14 protein-coding genes and 1 pseudogene are annotated in these 14491 nt (G+C 71.5%); 5 read left to right on the top strand and 10 right to left on the bottom strand.

What is annotated here, in order from left to right; genetic code table 11:
• Nucleotides 1–170: 170 nt before the first annotated feature.
• The 3 genes from ACFVT1_RS01940 to ACFVT1_RS01930 all read right to left on the bottom strand — a co-directional run bounded on the left by ACFVT1_RS01940 (nucleotide 171) and on the right by ACFVT1_RS01930 (nucleotide 4286).
• A complete protein-coding gene (locus ACFVT1_RS01940; RefSeq protein ID WP_389791591.1) occupies nucleotides 171–1001 on the bottom strand; it encodes an enoyl-CoA hydratase/isomerase family protein in 831 nt (276 codons plus the stop codon).
• A gap of 43 nt (nucleotides 1002–1044) precedes the next feature.
• Entirely contained in the window at nucleotides 1045–3273 is a 2229-nt protein-coding gene (locus ACFVT1_RS01935; protein WP_389791589.1) for an acetate--CoA ligase family protein, read from the bottom strand.
• A gap of 326 nt (nucleotides 3274–3599) precedes the next feature.
• Nucleotides 3600–4286 (bottom strand): nitroreductase, encoded by a 687-nt coding sequence (locus ACFVT1_RS01930; protein ID WP_389792227.1) that lies wholly within the window; start codon nucleotides 4284–4286, stop codon nucleotides 3600–3602.
• Nucleotides 4287–4382: 96 nt separating this feature from the next.
• Here ACFVT1_RS01930 and ACFVT1_RS01925 point away from each other — a divergent pair, with 96 nt between their 5' ends.
• Nucleotides 4383–5282, top strand: coding sequence for a sigma-70 family RNA polymerase sigma factor (locus ACFVT1_RS01925; protein ID WP_389791587.1), 900 nt, complete (start codon nucleotides 4383–4385; stop codon nucleotides 5280–5282).
• An 81-nt stretch (nucleotides 5283–5363) separates the two neighbouring features.
• Nucleotides 5364–5741 carry a nuclear transport factor 2 family protein gene (locus ACFVT1_RS01920; protein ID WP_053663874.1) on the top strand — a complete coding sequence of 126 codons (378 nt, stop codon included), beginning with the start codon at nucleotides 5364–5366 and terminating at the stop codon, nucleotides 5739–5741.
• Between the two features lie 72 nt (nucleotides 5742–5813).
• Here the strand turns inward: ACFVT1_RS01920 and ACFVT1_RS01915 are convergent.
• Nucleotides 5814–6107, bottom strand: a pseudogene (locus tag ACFVT1_RS01915) (IS630 family transposase); the annotation flags it as partial.
• Between the two features lie 119 nt (nucleotides 6108–6226).
• Here ACFVT1_RS01915 and ACFVT1_RS01910 point away from each other — a divergent pair.
• Nucleotides 6227–7588 (top strand): hypothetical protein, encoded by a 1362-nt coding sequence (locus ACFVT1_RS01910; RefSeq protein ID WP_389791584.1) that lies wholly within the window; start codon nucleotides 6227–6229, stop codon nucleotides 7586–7588.
• On the opposite strand, the gene ACFVT1_RS01905 is transcribed toward ACFVT1_RS01910, so the two are convergent.
• Complete coding sequence (locus ACFVT1_RS01905) at nucleotides 7491–8018, bottom strand: MFS transporter (protein WP_389791582.1); 528 nt, start codon at nucleotides 8016–8018, stop codon at nucleotides 7491–7493. The two genes, ACFVT1_RS01910 and ACFVT1_RS01905, sit on opposite strands and share 98 nt — an antisense overlap.
• Nucleotides 8019–8135: 117 nt before the next feature.
• On the bottom strand, nucleotides 8136–9323 hold the full coding sequence (locus ACFVT1_RS01900) for a flavin-containing monooxygenase (protein WP_389791580.1): 1188 nt from the start codon (nucleotides 9321–9323) through the stop codon (nucleotides 8136–8138).
• Nucleotides 9324–9502: 179 nt separating this feature from the next.
• On the opposite strand from ACFVT1_RS01900, the gene ACFVT1_RS01895 reads away from it, so the two are divergent.
• Together ACFVT1_RS01895 and ACFVT1_RS01890 are read left to right on the top strand one after the other, a co-directional pair.
• Nucleotides 9503–9955 (top strand): DoxX family protein, encoded by a 453-nt coding sequence (locus tag ACFVT1_RS01895; protein WP_389791578.1) that lies wholly within the window; start codon nucleotides 9503–9505, stop codon nucleotides 9953–9955.
• Nucleotides 9952–10428 (top strand): Zn-ribbon domain-containing OB-fold protein, encoded by a 477-nt coding sequence (locus ACFVT1_RS01890; RefSeq protein WP_389791576.1) that lies wholly within the window; start codon nucleotides 9952–9954, stop codon nucleotides 10426–10428. Before ACFVT1_RS01895 ends, ACFVT1_RS01890 begins: the two co-directional genes overlap by 4 nt.
• 4 nt (nucleotides 10429–10432) lie before the next feature.
• Here ACFVT1_RS01890 and ACFVT1_RS01885 read toward each other — a convergent pair whose 3' ends face one another.
• The 4 genes from ACFVT1_RS01885 to ACFVT1_RS01870 all read right to left on the bottom strand — a co-directional run bounded on the left by ACFVT1_RS01885 (nucleotide 10433) and on the right by ACFVT1_RS01870 (nucleotide 14246).
• On the bottom strand, nucleotides 10433–11017 hold the full coding sequence (locus ACFVT1_RS01885; RefSeq protein WP_389791574.1) for a hypothetical protein: 585 nt from the start codon (nucleotides 11015–11017) through the stop codon (nucleotides 10433–10435).
• Between the two features lie 9 nt (nucleotides 11018–11026).
• Nucleotides 11027–11938: a zinc metalloprotease HtpX gene (gene htpX, locus ACFVT1_RS01880; RefSeq protein WP_389791573.1), complete on the bottom strand. Its 912-nt coding sequence runs from the start codon at nucleotides 11936–11938 to the stop codon at nucleotides 11027–11029.
• A gap of 189 nt (nucleotides 11939–12127) precedes the next feature.
• Complete coding sequence (locus ACFVT1_RS01875) at nucleotides 12128–12943, bottom strand: pyridoxal 5'-phosphate synthase (RefSeq protein WP_389791571.1); 816 nt, start codon at nucleotides 12941–12943, stop codon at nucleotides 12128–12130.
• Between the two features lie 133 nt (nucleotides 12944–13076).
• Nucleotides 13077–14246, bottom strand: coding sequence for an acetyl-CoA acetyltransferase (locus ACFVT1_RS01870; protein WP_389791569.1), 1170 nt, complete (start codon nucleotides 14244–14246; stop codon nucleotides 13077–13079).
• Between the last annotated feature and the right edge of the window lie 245 nt (nucleotides 14247–14491).

The raw sequence follows: 14491 nt of genomic DNA, 5'->3' as shown, positions 1-14491 counted from the left end.
CGGTCTGTCGAGGACGTGTTCGCAGGGGAGTAGGTGGGCTGCGGCCGGGCCGCTGGGGGGCTTCACCCCATCGGCGGACCCCGGCCGCACAACAGGGGGAGAGCGCCGTGGCCCGTGGGTTCGGGCGGTTCGCTTCGTGACGGCGGTCGACGCCCTCGTCACCGGAGACCTCACAGCCCCCGGTACTTCGCCGTCCGCCGCTCGACGAAGCTCGCCACGCCCTCGCACGCGTCCTGCGTCGTCATATTGATCTCCTGAGCCATTGCTTCCGCCGCGAAGGCCGTTGCCCGGTCGGCCTCCTGGGACGCGTTCACCAGCTGCTTGGTGAGGGCGATCGCCCGGGTCGGGCCGTCGGCCAGCCGCCGTGCCCATGCCCCGGCCGTTTCCGCCAGTTCCTCGTCCGGGACGACCCGGTTGACCAGTCCCAGCCGCTCCGCCTCCGCCGCCGGGAGCGGGTCGCCGAAGAACATCAGCTCCTTGGCGCGCTGCGGGCCGATCAGGCGTGGCAGCAGGTACGCGCCGCCGCCGTCGGGTACGAGACCGCGGCGTACGAACACCTCGATGAACTTCGCCGAGTCCGCGGCCAGCACGAGATCGCAGGCGAACGCGAGGTGGGCGCCGATGCCGGCCGCCGTACCGTTGACGGCCGCGATCACCGGCTTCTCGCAGTCCAGGACCGCGGCGATCAGCCGCTGCGCGCCGAGCCGGATCGTCCGGGCGACATCGCCCGGCACTCGGTCGCCGGTCGCGGGGGCCCCGCGCAGGTCGGCGCCCGCACAGAAGCCGCGGCCGGTGGCGGTGAGGACGACGGCCCGGACCGCCGGGTCGGCGGAGGCCCCGGCGAGCAGGGCGATGACGCGCTCCCGCTGGTCCCAGGTGACGGCGTTCATCGCTTCGGCGCGGTTGAGCGTGATCCAGGAGACGCCGTTGTCAGTGGCGTGGAGTACCAATGAGTCGAGCGGGTCGGTGGGCCCGGCGGTGTCTTCGGGGGAGGACGGCATGAGGCAGCTCCTGCGTGGGTGGCGGGTCGGGCGGCGGGTCCGGTCAGCGGCAGACGGCGAGCGCGTCCAGCGCCACCGCGCCCTGCCCCCGCCCCAGCACCATCAGTGGATTGATGTCCAGCTCGGCGAGGTCGTCACCCAGTTCCAGCGCCATCCGCTGCACCCGCAGCACGACCTCGACGAGCGCGTCCACATCCACCGGCGGACCGCCGCGTACGCCCTCCAGCAGGGCCCTGCCGCGCAGTTCGCCGAGCATCGACCGCGCCTGGTCCTCGCCGAACGGCGGCACCCGCACCGCCGCGTCGTGCAGCACCTCGACCAGCACCCCACCGAGCCCGACCGTCACCGTCGGCCCGAACAAGGCGTCCTGCGTGACACCGACCATCATCTCGACGCCCCGCTCGACCATCTGGCAGACCAGGATCCCGTCCAGTTCGACGCCCTCGTACCGCGCGATGTCGGTCAGCTCGCGGTACGCGTCCCGCACCTGGCTGGCGGAGGTGAGCCCGACCTTGACCAGGCCGAGCTCGGTCTTGTGGGCGAGCCGGGCGCCCGACGCCTTCATGACGACCGGGTAGCCGACCAGCCCCGCGGCCCGGACGGACGCCGCCGCGCTGGTCACCAGTTGCTCCCGCGGAACGCGGATTCCGTAGGCCCGAAGCAACTGCTTCGCCGCGTGCTCGCTCAGCTGCTGGCCCGGTCGCATCAGTGCCTGCGCCTTGCGGAACGAGGGCGACGGCGTGCGCGGTGCCTCGTCGAAGGGGGAGCGGTAGGAGGCGGTGAACCGGTGGTGGTCCAGATAGGCATTCACGGCGGTGATGCAGTTGCCGAAAGTGCGGAAGGTGGCGACGCGGGACGAGCCGAGCAGCGTCGTACGGTATGCGTCCTCCGTGCCGACGGGCGAGCCCCACACCACGCACACCAGCTTGTCCGTGGTCTCCGCCGCGTCCGCCAGGTCCTGCGCGAGCCTGTCGCTCATCGGGGGGAAGGGGCCGGTGATCGGACAGATCAGCACGCCGACGGAGGGGTCGGCGAGGATCGCGTCGATGATCTTCCGCCCGCGCCAGTCGCCGACCGGATGGCCGCCGTTGTCGACCGGGTTCGCCACGTTCAGATAGCCGGGAATCCATTCGTGCAGCTCGCGCTGCTTCTCCTCGGACAGGGTGGGAAGCGGCAGTCCGGCACCGGTCGCCAGGTCCGAGAAGTGCGCGCCCGTGCCGCCCGAGATCGAATACACGACGACCCCCTCGGCGACGGGCCTGCGCGCCCGCGCCAGCAGGGCAGCGGTGTCCTGGAGTTCGTCGAGCCCGTCCACCCGGATCACCCCGAACTGCCGCATCGCCGCGTCCACCACCTGGTCGGCGCCGGTCAGCTTGCCGGTGTGTGAAGCGGCCGTCCTGGCCCCCGCCTCCGTACGTCCCACTTTGACCGCCACCACCGGAACCCCGGCCCGCGCCGCCCGGTCCGCGGCGAGCAGAAAGGAGCGCCCGTCCTTGAGCCCCTCCACGTAGCAGGCGATGGCCCCGACCTCGGGGCGCTGCGAGAAGTACGAGATGAAGTCGGCGGTCTCCAGATCCGCCTCGTTGCCCGTGGGCGCCCAGTGCGAGAGCCGCACGCCCAGCTCCTGAAGGGCGTAGACGGGGCGCCCCTGATGACCGGACTGGGTGATCAGTGCGATCGCCGGCCCGTCCAGATCGTCCCGGAACCTCTCGAAGGCGTTGAGGTTGGTGTTCGGCCCGAGCAGCCGCAGTCCCGACCGCTCCACCGCCGCCGCCAGCCGCGCCTGGGCGGCAGCGCCCTCCTCGCCGGTCTCGGCGAACCCGGAGGCGAAGGCGACGGCGAACTTCACCTTGGCCTGCCCGAGCTCCTCGATCACCGGGAGCGGATCACCGACCAGCAGCACCGCCAGATCGACCTGCTCCGGCAGGTCCGCGACGGAAGGAGAACAGGCCCGCCCGAACACGGACTCCCGGCTGGGATGCACGGGATGCAGCCGCGCCCCGACCCGCTCGGCCCAGCCGATCAGCTGCCGGGTGATCCCGGTATTGGGCCGCCCCTCGGCATCGGACGCGCCGATGACGGCCACGGACTCGGGCCGGAAGAACCGGTCCAGGTCCGGCACGGGCGCGTGCAGCGGGCGGCCGCTGACATCGAGATCGCCCTCCGTGGCGGCGGCCGCCATGCTGTGGACGATGGCATACGGCTCTTCGCCGCAGGCCACCACCCTGGCGCGGAAGTCGGTGGTGAGGGTGCCGTGAGTCGATCCAAGCATCGTTCCGCCCACTCCTGCTCGAAGTCCGTCGGGTGATCGTGTCCGGTCAACATGAAGCTGACGCTCTGTCAGGTTACTGAACTGACGCTCCGTCAGGAATGGGTGTGCAGGCAAAGGCTGCTCCGGAGCTGTCTCGATTGCCTCCAAGGCGAGTTGTCCTGCCGCTTCGTCGACCGGACTGCCTTGCGGCGGCGCACGACCGGACTGCCTTGCGGCGGCGCACGACCGGGACCCATCGCCTTCGGCCGAGAGATCACCCCTGCCGTGTGCCGGGCCGGGCACGCACTCGACAGCCGCGGGGAATCGCCGTGATTCCGGGACAGCCCTTAGCGGCGGAGCTGGGGAGTCGCACCGCCGAGGAAGGTGACGGTCTCGCCAAGAGGGGCGCGGTTGATGCGGGTGAACGGAACGGACGGATCCGCGAAGCCCACCGACAGGCCGCCGACCAGGATCAGTTCCTCCGGGGCCGACACGACCTCGGCGACCGTCCTGTGATACACCGACCACGCCATCTGCGGGCAGCTGTGCAGACCTTCGGCGCGGAGCAGCAGCATCACGGTCTGGAGATACATGCCGATATCGCCCCACTGGGCCGAGCCCATTTCACAGTCGATGTAACAGAGCAGCAGGGCCGGGGCGCCGAAGCACTGCCAGTTTCCGGCGACGGCCTCCCGGCGTGCCCGGGCGTCCTCGCGGCGGATCCCGAGCGCGCCGAAACGCTGTGCCGCGGCGGCGGAGCGCCGCTCTTGGTACGGAGACTTCAGTTCCGGCGGATACATCTCGTACGCCGGCTCGTCACCGGGGTCGTCGGCCTCAGTGCGCCTGGCAGTGCGCTTCTTCAGCTCGGCCAAAGGGGCATCAGTCAGTACATAGATCCTCCACGGCTGAAGGTTTGCGCCGGAGGGTGTCCGGGCGGCGGCGGCCAGGACGCGTTCGAGTGTCGCCCTCGGGACCGGCTCGTCCGTGAATCCGCGTACCGCTCGTCGGCTCGCAACCGCCTGGTAGACGTCCACAGGCATGACCTCCCGGATGCTTGAGCGGGCCGCCAGGGCACCCGCAGCTCTGCGTTCTCTACCGTGGTGACGGTTGGCGGTGAAGAGAGGTAACAGGTGAACCAGAACGACGGCCTTGCCCATCTGTTCGACACCCACCGCGACCGCCTGCGCGCGGTCGCCCACCGGATACTCGGTTCCCCGGCCGAGGCGGACGACGCGGTTCAGGAGGCATGGCTGCGGCTGGCCCGCGCGGACGCGGACAGCATCGTGAATCCGCCGGGCTGGCTGACCACGGTGGTGTCGCGGATCTGCCTCGACATGCTGCGCTCCCGGGAGGCCCGGCGCGAGGAACTCGTGGGCGATCACAGGGCGGACGACCTCGCGGATCCCCACGCCGACGGCGACCCGGAGCAGGAGGCCCTGCTGACCGAGTCGGTCGGCCGCGCCCTGCTGGTCGTACTGGACCGGCTGGCTCCGGCCGAGCGGGTCGCCTTTGTACTGCACGACCTGTTCGCTGTTCCGTTCAATGAGATCGCGCTCGTCCTGGACCGCTCATCAGCTGCTGCGAAGCAACTCGCGAGCCGTGCCCGCCGCAAGGTGCGAGGCACCCCCACGGTCTCCGCCGCGGAACTGTTCCGGCGGCAGCACGTGATCGACGCGTTTCTCGCTGCCTCCAGGGCCGGAGATGTCGACGCGGTACTCGCCGTGCTGGCCCCCGACGTCGTGCGGAAAGCGGATCGGGCGGCACTTCCCGACGGCAGGCCGATCGAGGTCCGCGGTGCGCGGGCGGTGGCAGAGGAGATTGTCGTGTTCGGGCGGAAGGCGTGGTGCGCCGAGGCGGCTCTGGTCGACGGCACCGGTGGGATCGTGGTGGCTCCGTACGGCCGACTGAGCCTTGTGCTCGCTGTCACTGTCGAGGACGACCGGATCACCGGCTATGAGCTCATCGCCGATCCGGAGCGACTCCGTGGTCTCGATCTCGCCGTGCTGGACGAGACCTCCTCGGCCGCCTAGTGCTGTGACCGGGATGGTCCACCGTGATCGGAAGGCGGCTCGCGGGACGAGCGCACGCGCAACGGCTGGTATTACTGGGGCATGCAGGAAGAGACGGCACGCTCCGCGATCGACACGTTCATCTCCGCGTTCAACGCCTCGGACGACAGCTATGTGACTGCCCTGCTCTCCCAGGCCCTGACCTCAGACGTGGTCTTCTGGGGGCCGTTGGGTCGCAGCGAAGGAATCGCGGCGGTTGAGCGGTTCGTGCTGGACATCCGGCGCCACCCGGCGGGGACCGGCACGATGGTGCGCTGCTCAGCGGTGGACATGCCTGACGAGTGGGCCCGGTACCAGTGGGTCTTCACCACGCCGGATGGAGGCCCCCGCCTGGCGGGAACGGACGTCGTCCATCTGCGGCGGAGCCTCATCGACCAGGTCATCGTCTTTGCGGGGGAGATCAAGCCGTCCGCCTCCTGAGTCGTCCTTCTGTCGCTGTCCTTCTCGTGAACCTGTCCCTTTCGGCACTCCGGGGCTGCGGTTCGCGGTCGGTCAGGCTGCGGCGTTGAGGGGGCGTCCGCCCCAGGGGATGCCCTTCTCGCTGCGGATGCGGGCGCGTTCCTTGCGTTGGGCGGCACGTACGTCGGGGTGGCGGGCGTTGGCGTTGCGCCAGCGCAGGTAGCGGTGCAGTGCCTGGGTTTGCGTGGGGTGGCTGCGGTGGTGGGAGTTGGCCAGGGTGAACTGCCGCAGCGGGCCGAAGTGGGCCTCGATCGGGTTGGCCCAGGATGCGCAGGCCGGGGTGAAGCACAGCTCGACCTTGTTCTTCTTCGCCCAACGGCGGGCAGGCGGCGGAAGATTCGCTGTCGCGGGTGCCGTACAACCTCGGGCCGATCTTGAACGTCCAACGAACGGGCCGGAGTTACCGGCCGCCGTTCGCCTTCACCGGCCCATCACTGGGGGAATTCATGAGACCTGCTTCCACCCGGCGCACCGCGCGCCTGGGAGCCTGTGCCGTCGCGGCCGTCGGACTCCTGACCGCCGGACTCGCGGCTCCCGCGTCCGCCGACGAGCAGTCCGACCAGCTCTGGATCCAGGCGCCCGCCGAGCAGAACCTGCAGGTCGGCGGCGGCGACGGTGAGTCGCAGAGCCGTCCGCTGGACGTCGGGCTCTACCACGACAACGACAACTTCACCGTCACGGACGGCCGGCTCTCGGTCGACATCTCCGGTGTCGCCGGAGTGGCCGAGGTGACCTGGCCCGACAACTGCGCACCGAGTGGAACGACCGCCGTGTGCAGCGTTCCCGCGGTGCCGGTCATCGGCGGCGACTACAGCCCGCAGGTCCGGCTCACGCTCCGCGCGGCCGACGGTGCCGCGGCCGGGGCCCATGGGCGCATCACCTACGCCGCCGTGGCCACCGGCGGCCCCTCGGGCACCCTGGAGGCCCCGCTCGACTCGTTCGACACCACGGTCACCGTGGCCTCGGGGCCGGACCTGTCCCTCGGGGGGATCGCCCCCGTGACGGGCGCGCAGCCGGGCAGCGAGCAGACCGTTCCCTTCGTGCTGACGAACAACGGCGGTGAGCGGTCCGAGGGCTTCACCGCCACCCTCTCCGCCTCCTACGGACTCGACTTCGTCACCCGGTACCCCGAGTGCACCTACCGGACGACCGGCGGCGACTACGCCCCCATGACCCACGCCACCTGCTCCTTCGACCAGGTGCTGGAGCCGGGGGACACCTACACGCTGCCCGAGCCGATGCGGGTGGCCCTCGCCTCGCACGCGCTCGCCGAGCGCCTCGACATCAGCGTCGAGCCCGGCAACGGCGCCACCGACCTGGCGCACGAGGACAACTACGCCATCGCCGCCCTGACCGCGGTGAACACCGCCGACTTCGCGGTGGAGGGCGCCCGTGTCACCGGCGGGGCCGGTGAGACCGTCACCGCCGAACTCGGCTTCCGCAACAACGGACCGGCCTGGCTCGGCAACCTCGGCTCCGGCGACCCCGTCGCGAACGTCGACTTCACCGTCCCCGAGGGCGTCACCGTCACCTCCGCGCCCGAGGCCTGCGAGCCGCGCACCCTGAGCGGCGGCTACTACCCGCGACCGACAGGCGCGCCCCGGTACGTCTGCTCCCTGCCGTACTGGACGCTGCCGGACACGGCGCGGTCGTTCCCGTTCCAGCTGCGCGTCGACCGGGTCGTCGCCGACGCCACCGGCCGGGTCGTCCTCACCTCCGGCGGCCCCGGGGGCACGTCCTTCCCGTTCGACCCGAAGCCCGAGAACAACACGGCGAAGGTCGTGGTGAACGCCACGCCCGAGGCGTGACGGACGCTTCACGGAACAGCGCGGGGCGCGGCCGGTCCTTCCCGGCCGCGCCCCGCGTGTGTGTGGCCCCCAGCAGCCGCGCCGCGAGCAGCAGCCAGTAGGAGGTGGCCAGCGCCGCGACCGGACCGGACGCGATGAGCGCGGCCAGCAGTCCTGTGAGCTCGTGACGTCGGGGCATGGCCCGCGTGACGTGGGCCAGCGGCACGGACGCCACGGCGACCGTCACGCCGTAACCGGTGACCAGGTAGCCGACCGCCGACAGGGGCATCCGCAGGTCCTCGGAGATGAGTTCCAGGAGGCCGATCGGCAGGTTCTCCGCGGTGGTGAAGGTGAAGGCGGCCGGCATCAGGGCCACGAGCACCGCGGGCCTGTGCCAGGGAGCCGGTTGTGCCGTGACCGGTTGTGCCGTGACCAGTTGTGCCGTCACCACACGGCCTCTTCCTGTCCTCGCCCGGTCCCCGTACGGCGCTCGGCCGGTCCCCGTACGGTCCTCGCCCCCGGTCCCCGTACGGTCCTCGCCCCCGGTCCCCGTACGGCGCTCGGCCGGTCAGCCCGTGCGCGCCAGTTTTTTGGCGATCTTCCGTGCATCCAGGGCCATCTCGCGGAACATCCCGCTGATCGGGTTGGTGAACCCGGTGAAGTACAGCCCGGGTGCCTGCTTGGGGGTGCGGCCGCCGTGCACCACCGGCCTGCCCCGGGCGTCCAGTACGCCGAGGTGGCCGACCAGGCCCTCCAGGGCCCGCCGGTAGCCGGTCGCCGCGATCACCGCGTCCGGGGTGATCCGTTCCCCGTCGGCCAGCACCACCGCGTCCTCGTCGAACGACTCGACGGCGGCCACCGGTACCACCCGACCGCACTTCACCGCGTCGATCAGCCCCACGTCCTGCACCGGAATGGCACCCTCCCTGACCCGCGAGTAGAGGCCGGTGTCCGGCCGCGGGAGCCCCTGCGCGGCGAGGTCGGGCACGGCGATCCGCGCCATCAGGCCCCCGGCCCGGTCGACCAGCCAAACCGGCAGCCTGCGCACCAGGATGCCGGTCGCCTGTGCGGGCCAGCCTGCCGTTGAGCGGCGCACGATGTGCGGCACGGTGCGCACGGCGACCCGTACCCGGGACGCCCCGCCCTCCACCAGATCGACGGCGATCTCCGCGCCCGTGTTGCCGATGCCGACGACGAGGACGTCCTTGCCCGCGTACGGGACGGGGTTGCGGTAGCCGGAGGCGTGCACGAGGTCGCCGGTGAAGGTGTCGCGCCCGGACCAGTCGGGGATGCGCGGGGTGTGGTTGTGGCCGGTGGCGACGACGACGGCCCGGCCGGTCAGCATCCGGCCGCCGGTCGCGGTCAGCTGCCAGCCCGTGCCGTCGGGGGCCCGGTCGATCCGGGACACCTCGACACCCGTCACCACTTCCAACTCGTGGTGCTCGGTGTACTTCTCCAGATAGCGCACCACATCGTCCCTGGCCACCCAGCGTCCGAACCGGCGCGGCATCGCGAGCCCCGGCAGCGCGGACCGGCGCCGGGTCGTGTGGAGGTGCAGCCGGTCGTAGTGGCGGCGCCAGGAGGCCCCCACGTTCCCGGACTTCTCCAGCACGACCGCCCGTACCCCTTGTTCGCGCAGGGCCGCGGCGGCGGCGAGACCGCCGGGGCCGCCGCCGATCACGTACACGGGCCGGCCCTCGGTGAGGTCGGTGGGGGCCGGGGCGGTACTGCCGGCGGTCAGTGCGCTGTCAGGCATGGTTCGGAGCGTAATCGCGCGGTTACTTGATGGGTCTCGGTCAAGATGGGAATCGATTGCGAATTGATCACGGGTGTGCGTTTCCCGGGCGCCTCTCTCGTGCACGACTCTTGCGGCAGCCTTTCCCATCAGGTGAACTGACGTACCGTCAGATGTTGGTTCCAGTGAGCGGGAGACCCATGCAGACGATCTGGCTCGGCGGCGCCGAGTGGCTCGCCGTCCTCCGGATAGGCCTCGGCCTGTGGTGGCTGGAGAGCTGGCGGCACAAGGACAAGAAGGCCTGGTTCGAGCGCGGTACGGGGATCGCCTGGGCCGCCGACGTCGCGGGCAAGCACCGGTGGGCGGCCGTGCGCACGGGCTTCCGGCGGATCGTCGCCCCGCGCCCCAAGGTCATGGCCCACCTCGTCGTGTACGCCGAACTCGCCCTGGGGCTCGGCCTGATCACCGGATTCCTCACCCCCGTCGCGCTCGTCGCCGGACTCCTGCTCAACCTCCTCTATCTCGTGCTGATGATCCACGACTGGGCCGAGCAGGGGCAGAACGCGATGATGGCGCTCATCTCGCTCGTCGCGCTGTTCGCGATGTCCTGGCAGACCTGGTCCCTCGACGACGCGATCGGACTCTTCCTGTGACCACGGCAGCCGTACGCTTCGACCTCCCCGAGCCCGACGCCTTCACCCGCCCCTACTGGGACGCCGCCGCCCGGGGACAGTTGCTGCTGCGCCGCTGCGGCGCCTGCGGGCGCGCCCACCACTACCCCCGCGAGTTCTGCCCGCACTGCTGGAGCGAGGACGTGGCCTGGGAGCGGGCGAGCGGGGACGCCACGCTGTACACCTGGTCCGTCGTGCACCGCAACGACCTGCCGCCGTTCGGCGCCCGCGTTCCGTACACCGCCGCCGTCGTCGACCTGGCCGAGGGGCCGCGGATGATGACGGAGGTCGTGGAGTGCGCGGAGTCGGCCCTGGCGATCGGTATGCGGCTCCGGGTCGCCTTCCGGCAGGAGACGGGCCGGGAGACGCGCCGGGGGACGGGCCGGGAGGTGGGTCAGGAGGTGGTCCGGGAAGCGGTCCCGGTCTTCCGGCCCTGGTCCTCCGGCCCCGGCTGATCCGCTACAGCCCCGGCGCCCCCCACACCGGGAACCACCGGGCCAGATCCTTCTCCATCCGGAGGTCGTCCCCGAGCACCGCCCTGACCTGCAACTCCAGCTGGTTGTCCCGCTTCTCGACACTGCCCGGCACCGGCGCGAACGGGTAGAACGTGCCGCGCTTGTAGAGGTAGACCAGGGCCAGCGGACGGTCCCGCGCGTCCCGGAACCCGAGCAGGGAGCAGAGCAGCTGCGGCCCGAAGCCACCGTCCTGGAGCAGGGTGTTGACCGCGTGCAGGTCGTTGACCAGGGAGGCCGTGTCCTCGGTCGGCCGGCGGGCGAGCAGCCAGGTGTAGCCGTACGTGTCCTGGCTGAACTCCACCGGGATGCCGCCCCGGCCGGTGTCGGCGTCCAGCAGTTCGCGTACGTCCTCCTGGATGCGGGCGAAAGTGCCGCCCTCGACGCCCGCGAAGCAGACCGAGCCGAGACCGGTGGGGGCGAAGCCGGCGCCCGCTTCGAGGGTCAGGGCGGCGGAGGGAACGGCGAAGAGCTGGTCGAGGTCGGGGCGGACCGGTTTGCTGCGGCCCAGGATGGTGTCGAGGAGACCCATGGACGTTCCTTACGGACGGGCGAGGTCGGCGGAGATGCGGGCCAGCTGGTCGAGGCGCTGTTCGAGGGTCGGGTGGGAGGAGAGCAGTCGGCTGAGGCTCTCCTTGGAGGAGAAGGCGGGGGCGAAGTAGAAGGCGTTGTACGGCTCCGCCTTGCGCAGGTCCTCGGTCGGGATGCGGGCCATCTGGCCGGTCACCTTCGTGAGGGCGGAGGCGAGCGCCGAGGGGCGGCCGGTGAGCAGGGCGGCGGCGCGGTCGGCGGAGAGCTCGCGGTAGCGCGAGAGCAGCCGGGTGAGCAGGAAGCTGAGGCAGTACACGACCGCGCTGGCCAGCGGGATCAGCATGATCGCGATGCCTATGGGGTCATTGCTCCTGCTGTTGCGGGAGAGGCCGCCCCACAGGGCGACGCGGGTGATGATGCCGGCGAGCACGCCGAGGAACGAGGCGATCGTCATGACGGCCACATCGCGGTGCGCGACATGCGACATCTCGTGGGCGAGCACGCCCTCCAGCTCCTCCGGCTCCAGCCTGCGGAGGAGACCGGTGGTGGCGCAGACGAGGGCGCTCTTCTCGCCCCGGCCCGTGGCGAAGGCGTTCGGCACATCGCTCTGGGCGATCGCCACCCGCGGCTTGGGCATGTCGGCCAGCGCGCAGATCCGGTCGACGGTGCCGTGCAGTTCCGGCGCCTCCTCGGGGGTGACCTCCCGGGCGCCCATGCTGAAGGCCGCGATGCGGTCGCTGAACCAGAACTGCGCGATGAACATGCCGCCGACGAGGATCAGGATGATCGGCCAGGCGCCGCGCAGCACCGCGAGCAGCACGCCGATCAGGACCACGTACAACAGACCGATCAGGAACATGGTGGTCACCATGCGCGTGGTCAGACCGCGGTCCGCGGCGTAACGGGAAGGGGTTCGGCTCATCGGTGCCTCCAGCCCTCGTCAGGACCTGTTTCTTCGCCTGTCTCTCCACCTCTCTCCCATAGTGCCCCTTCACTGTTGAAACCGAATAAGACCCGACAGGTCGGTCGATACCGGGGCCCGTGCTCGCTGCCCCTCGTGGGGGCCTGTGCTCGCCGCCCCTCCTGCGGCTGCCGGGGCGGCTCCCGCGTCCTACGGCCAGAGCAGTTCCCGTGCCCAGTCCGCGCCGTCCCGGCGGTAGCGCAGCCGTACGTGCCTGCGCCGCGCGTCGCCCTGGAAGAACTCGACCTCCTGCGGCTCGACCACGTACCGCGTCCAGCTCGCCACCTCCGCGTCCGGTTCGGTCCGCGCCCGTTCCCAGGCGGCGTCGGCAGTCCGGGCCAGTTCCTCCCGGGAGCCGAGGACCTCGCTCTGCGAACCGGTCAGCGCCGATGCCAGTGCTCCGGTCGAGCGGGCGTGCAGATCAGCCAGGCTCTCCGCCCGGCTCGTCTCGGTGACCGGCCCCCGTACCCGTACCTGCCGGCCCTGCACCGGCCAGTAGAAGCCGAGGGCGGCGTGCGGGTGGGCGGCGAGCTGGCGGCCCTTCGCGCTGGTGCGGTGCGTGGCGAAGTGCCAGCCGCGCTCGTCCGCGTCGTGCAGCATCAGCGTCCGCACATCGGGCCGGCCCTCGGCGTCGACGCTGGCCAGCGACATCGTGTGCGGCTCGGCCTGCCCGGCGGCCACGGCCTCGGCGAACCAGGCGTGGAAGAGGGGAAGCGGGGTGGAGGGGGCGGTGGCCGGGTCGAACGAGGGAAGGTCCACGTCCCAGACGCGCTGGGCGTGGAGCAGGTCCAGGAAGCTCTGCCGCGTACCGGTCCCCGGTGCGGCGGGGGCGGCTGCGGCTGCGGCGGGGGCGGCTGCGTCGCTTCTCTGTACTCCGGTTTCCTGTACTCCGGCCCTCTGCTGTGCTCCCGTCCTCGGCTGCTCTCCGGGTCTCTGCTGCTCTCCGGTCCTCTGTGCATCGCTCATGGACCCATTGCAGCGCATGGGCCCCCGCCCGGCCCTCGCCACCCCCGCCCGAGTCCGAGCCCGAGCCCTCGCCCCGTCCCCGTCCCGTCCGGGCCCCCGTCCCCCCGTTCGGGCCTTTCCCCCGTCCGGCCCGTCATCCCCGCCCCAGCACCACCGTTCCCGAGGAGCAGAACCAGCCGCCCGTCCCCGACGCCACCGCCAGCTCCGGCAGCCGGCCGCCGGCCTTGCGCACCTGGCGCCCGCCCGCCTCACCGCGCAGCTGCCGCACCGCCTCCACCAGCAGGAACAGCCCGCGCATCCCGGGGTGGCAGGCGGACAGGCCCCCGCCGTCCGTGTTGACCGGCAGCTCGCCCGTCAGGCCGGTCCGGCCCTTCTCCACGAACGCGCCGCCCTCGCCCTTCGCGCAGAAACCCAGGTCCTCCAGCGTCACCAGCGTCATGTAGGTGAACGCGTCGTAGATCTCGGCGAGGTCGATGTCCGCCGGCCGCACCCCGGCCCGTTCGAACGCCAGCCGGCCGGAGACCGCCGCGGGGGAGACCGTGAAGTCGTCCCACTCGGACATCGTGGAGTGCGAGACGTGCTCACCGGCACCGAGGATCCACACCGGTTCCTTCGCCGTGTCCGGTACGTACTCCTCGGCGGCCAGCAGCACCGCGCAGCCGCCGTCGCTGCGGATGCAGCAGTGCAGCTTGGTGAACGGGTCCGCGATCATCGGCCCCGACAGCACGTCGTCCACGGTGATCGGGTCGCGGAACATCGCGTCCGGGTTGGCCGCCGCGTTCGCCCGCGCCTGGACCGCCACCTCGGCGAGCTGCTCCAGGGTCGTCCCGTACTCGTGCATATGGCGGCGGGCGGCCATCGCGTACTTGGCGATCAGCGAGTGCCCGTACGGCACCTCGAACTGGAGCGGCCCGCGCGCCCCGAAGGAGAGGTTGGACGTCCGGCGGCCCGCCTTGATGTCCGCCCGTGCCGTCGACCCGTACACCAGCAGTACGGCATTGGCATGACCCGCCGCGACGGCGTCCGCCGCATGGGCCGCCATCACCTCCCAGGTCGAGCCGCCGACCGCGGTGGAATCGACCCAGGTGGGTTTCAGCCCCAGATATTCGGCGACCTCGACCGGGGCGAGCGTGCCGAGCCCGGCGGAGGCGAAGCCGTCGACGACGGACCGGTCCAGGCCCGAATCGGCCAGTGCCCGGCGGGCGGCCTGCGCGTGCAGGGCGTACGGCGTGGCCTCGTCGACGCGTCCGCAGTCGGCGAGGGATATGCCGACGACAGCGACCTTGCGGTGGGAAGAAGGCATGTATCTGACGGTACATCAGATACGCGTGGAGCGGACCGCCGAGTGGGCTGTCGAGTACGCCGCCGGGCGGGACGTCGAGTGGGCCGTCGAGTGGGCCGTCGAGTGCGCTGCCGACGGACCGCCGGGCGGCGATCGAGTGGTGGTCGGGTGGCGACCGGAGGACCGCCGGGTGGTGGTCGAGTGGTGGCCGGTTGGATGGCCGGGTGGCGGCTGCGTGGATGGTCGGGGGGATCGCCGGGTGGTGG

Origin of the sequence: Streptomyces sp. NPDC057963, from assembly GCF_042887155.1 — a bacterium.
Taxonomy (GTDB): domain Bacteria; phylum Actinomycetota; class Actinomycetes; order Streptomycetales; family Streptomycetaceae; genus Streptomyces.
This window is presented reverse-complemented; position numbering and strand designations above follow the sequence as displayed.

What these genes read in the sequence shown, in the direction of transcription:
- ACFVT1_RS01940 (WP_389791591.1), bottom strand. Translation starts at nt 1,001, where the DNA reads ATGCCGTCCTCCCCCGAAGACACCGCCGGGCCCACCGACCCGCTCGAC.
- ACFVT1_RS01935 (WP_389791589.1), bottom strand. Translation starts at nt 3,273, where the DNA reads ATGCTTGGATCGACTCACGGCACCCTCACCACCGACTTCCGCGCCAGG.
- ACFVT1_RS01920 (WP_053663874.1), top strand. Translation starts at nt 5,364, where the DNA reads ATGCAGGAAGAGACGGCACGCTCCGCGATCGACACGTTCATCTCCGCG.
- ACFVT1_RS01910 (WP_389791584.1), top strand. Translation starts at nt 6,227, where the DNA reads ATGAGACCTGCTTCCACCCGGCGCACCGCGCGCCTGGGAGCCTGTGCC.
- ACFVT1_RS01900 (WP_389791580.1), bottom strand. Translation starts at nt 9,323, where the DNA reads ATGCCTGACAGCGCACTGACCGCCGGCAGTACCGCCCCGGCCCCCACC.
- ACFVT1_RS01895 (WP_389791578.1), top strand. Translation starts at nt 9,503, where the DNA reads ATGCAGACGATCTGGCTCGGCGGCGCCGAGTGGCTCGCCGTCCTCCGG.
- ACFVT1_RS01885 (WP_389791574.1), bottom strand. Translation starts at nt 11,017, where the DNA reads ATGGGTCTCCTCGACACCATCCTGGGCCGCAGCAAACCGGTCCGCCCC.
- htpX (WP_389791573.1), bottom strand. Translation starts at nt 11,938, where the DNA reads ATGAGCCGAACCCCTTCCCGTTACGCCGCGGACCGCGGTCTGACCACG.
- ACFVT1_RS01875 (WP_389791571.1), bottom strand. Translation starts at nt 12,943, where the DNA reads ATGAGCGATGCACAGAGGACCGGAGAGCAGCAGAGACCCGGAGAGCAG.
- ACFVT1_RS01870 (WP_389791569.1), bottom strand. Translation starts at nt 14,246, where the DNA reads ATGCCTTCTTCCCACCGCAAGGTCGCTGTCGTCGGCATATCCCTCGCC.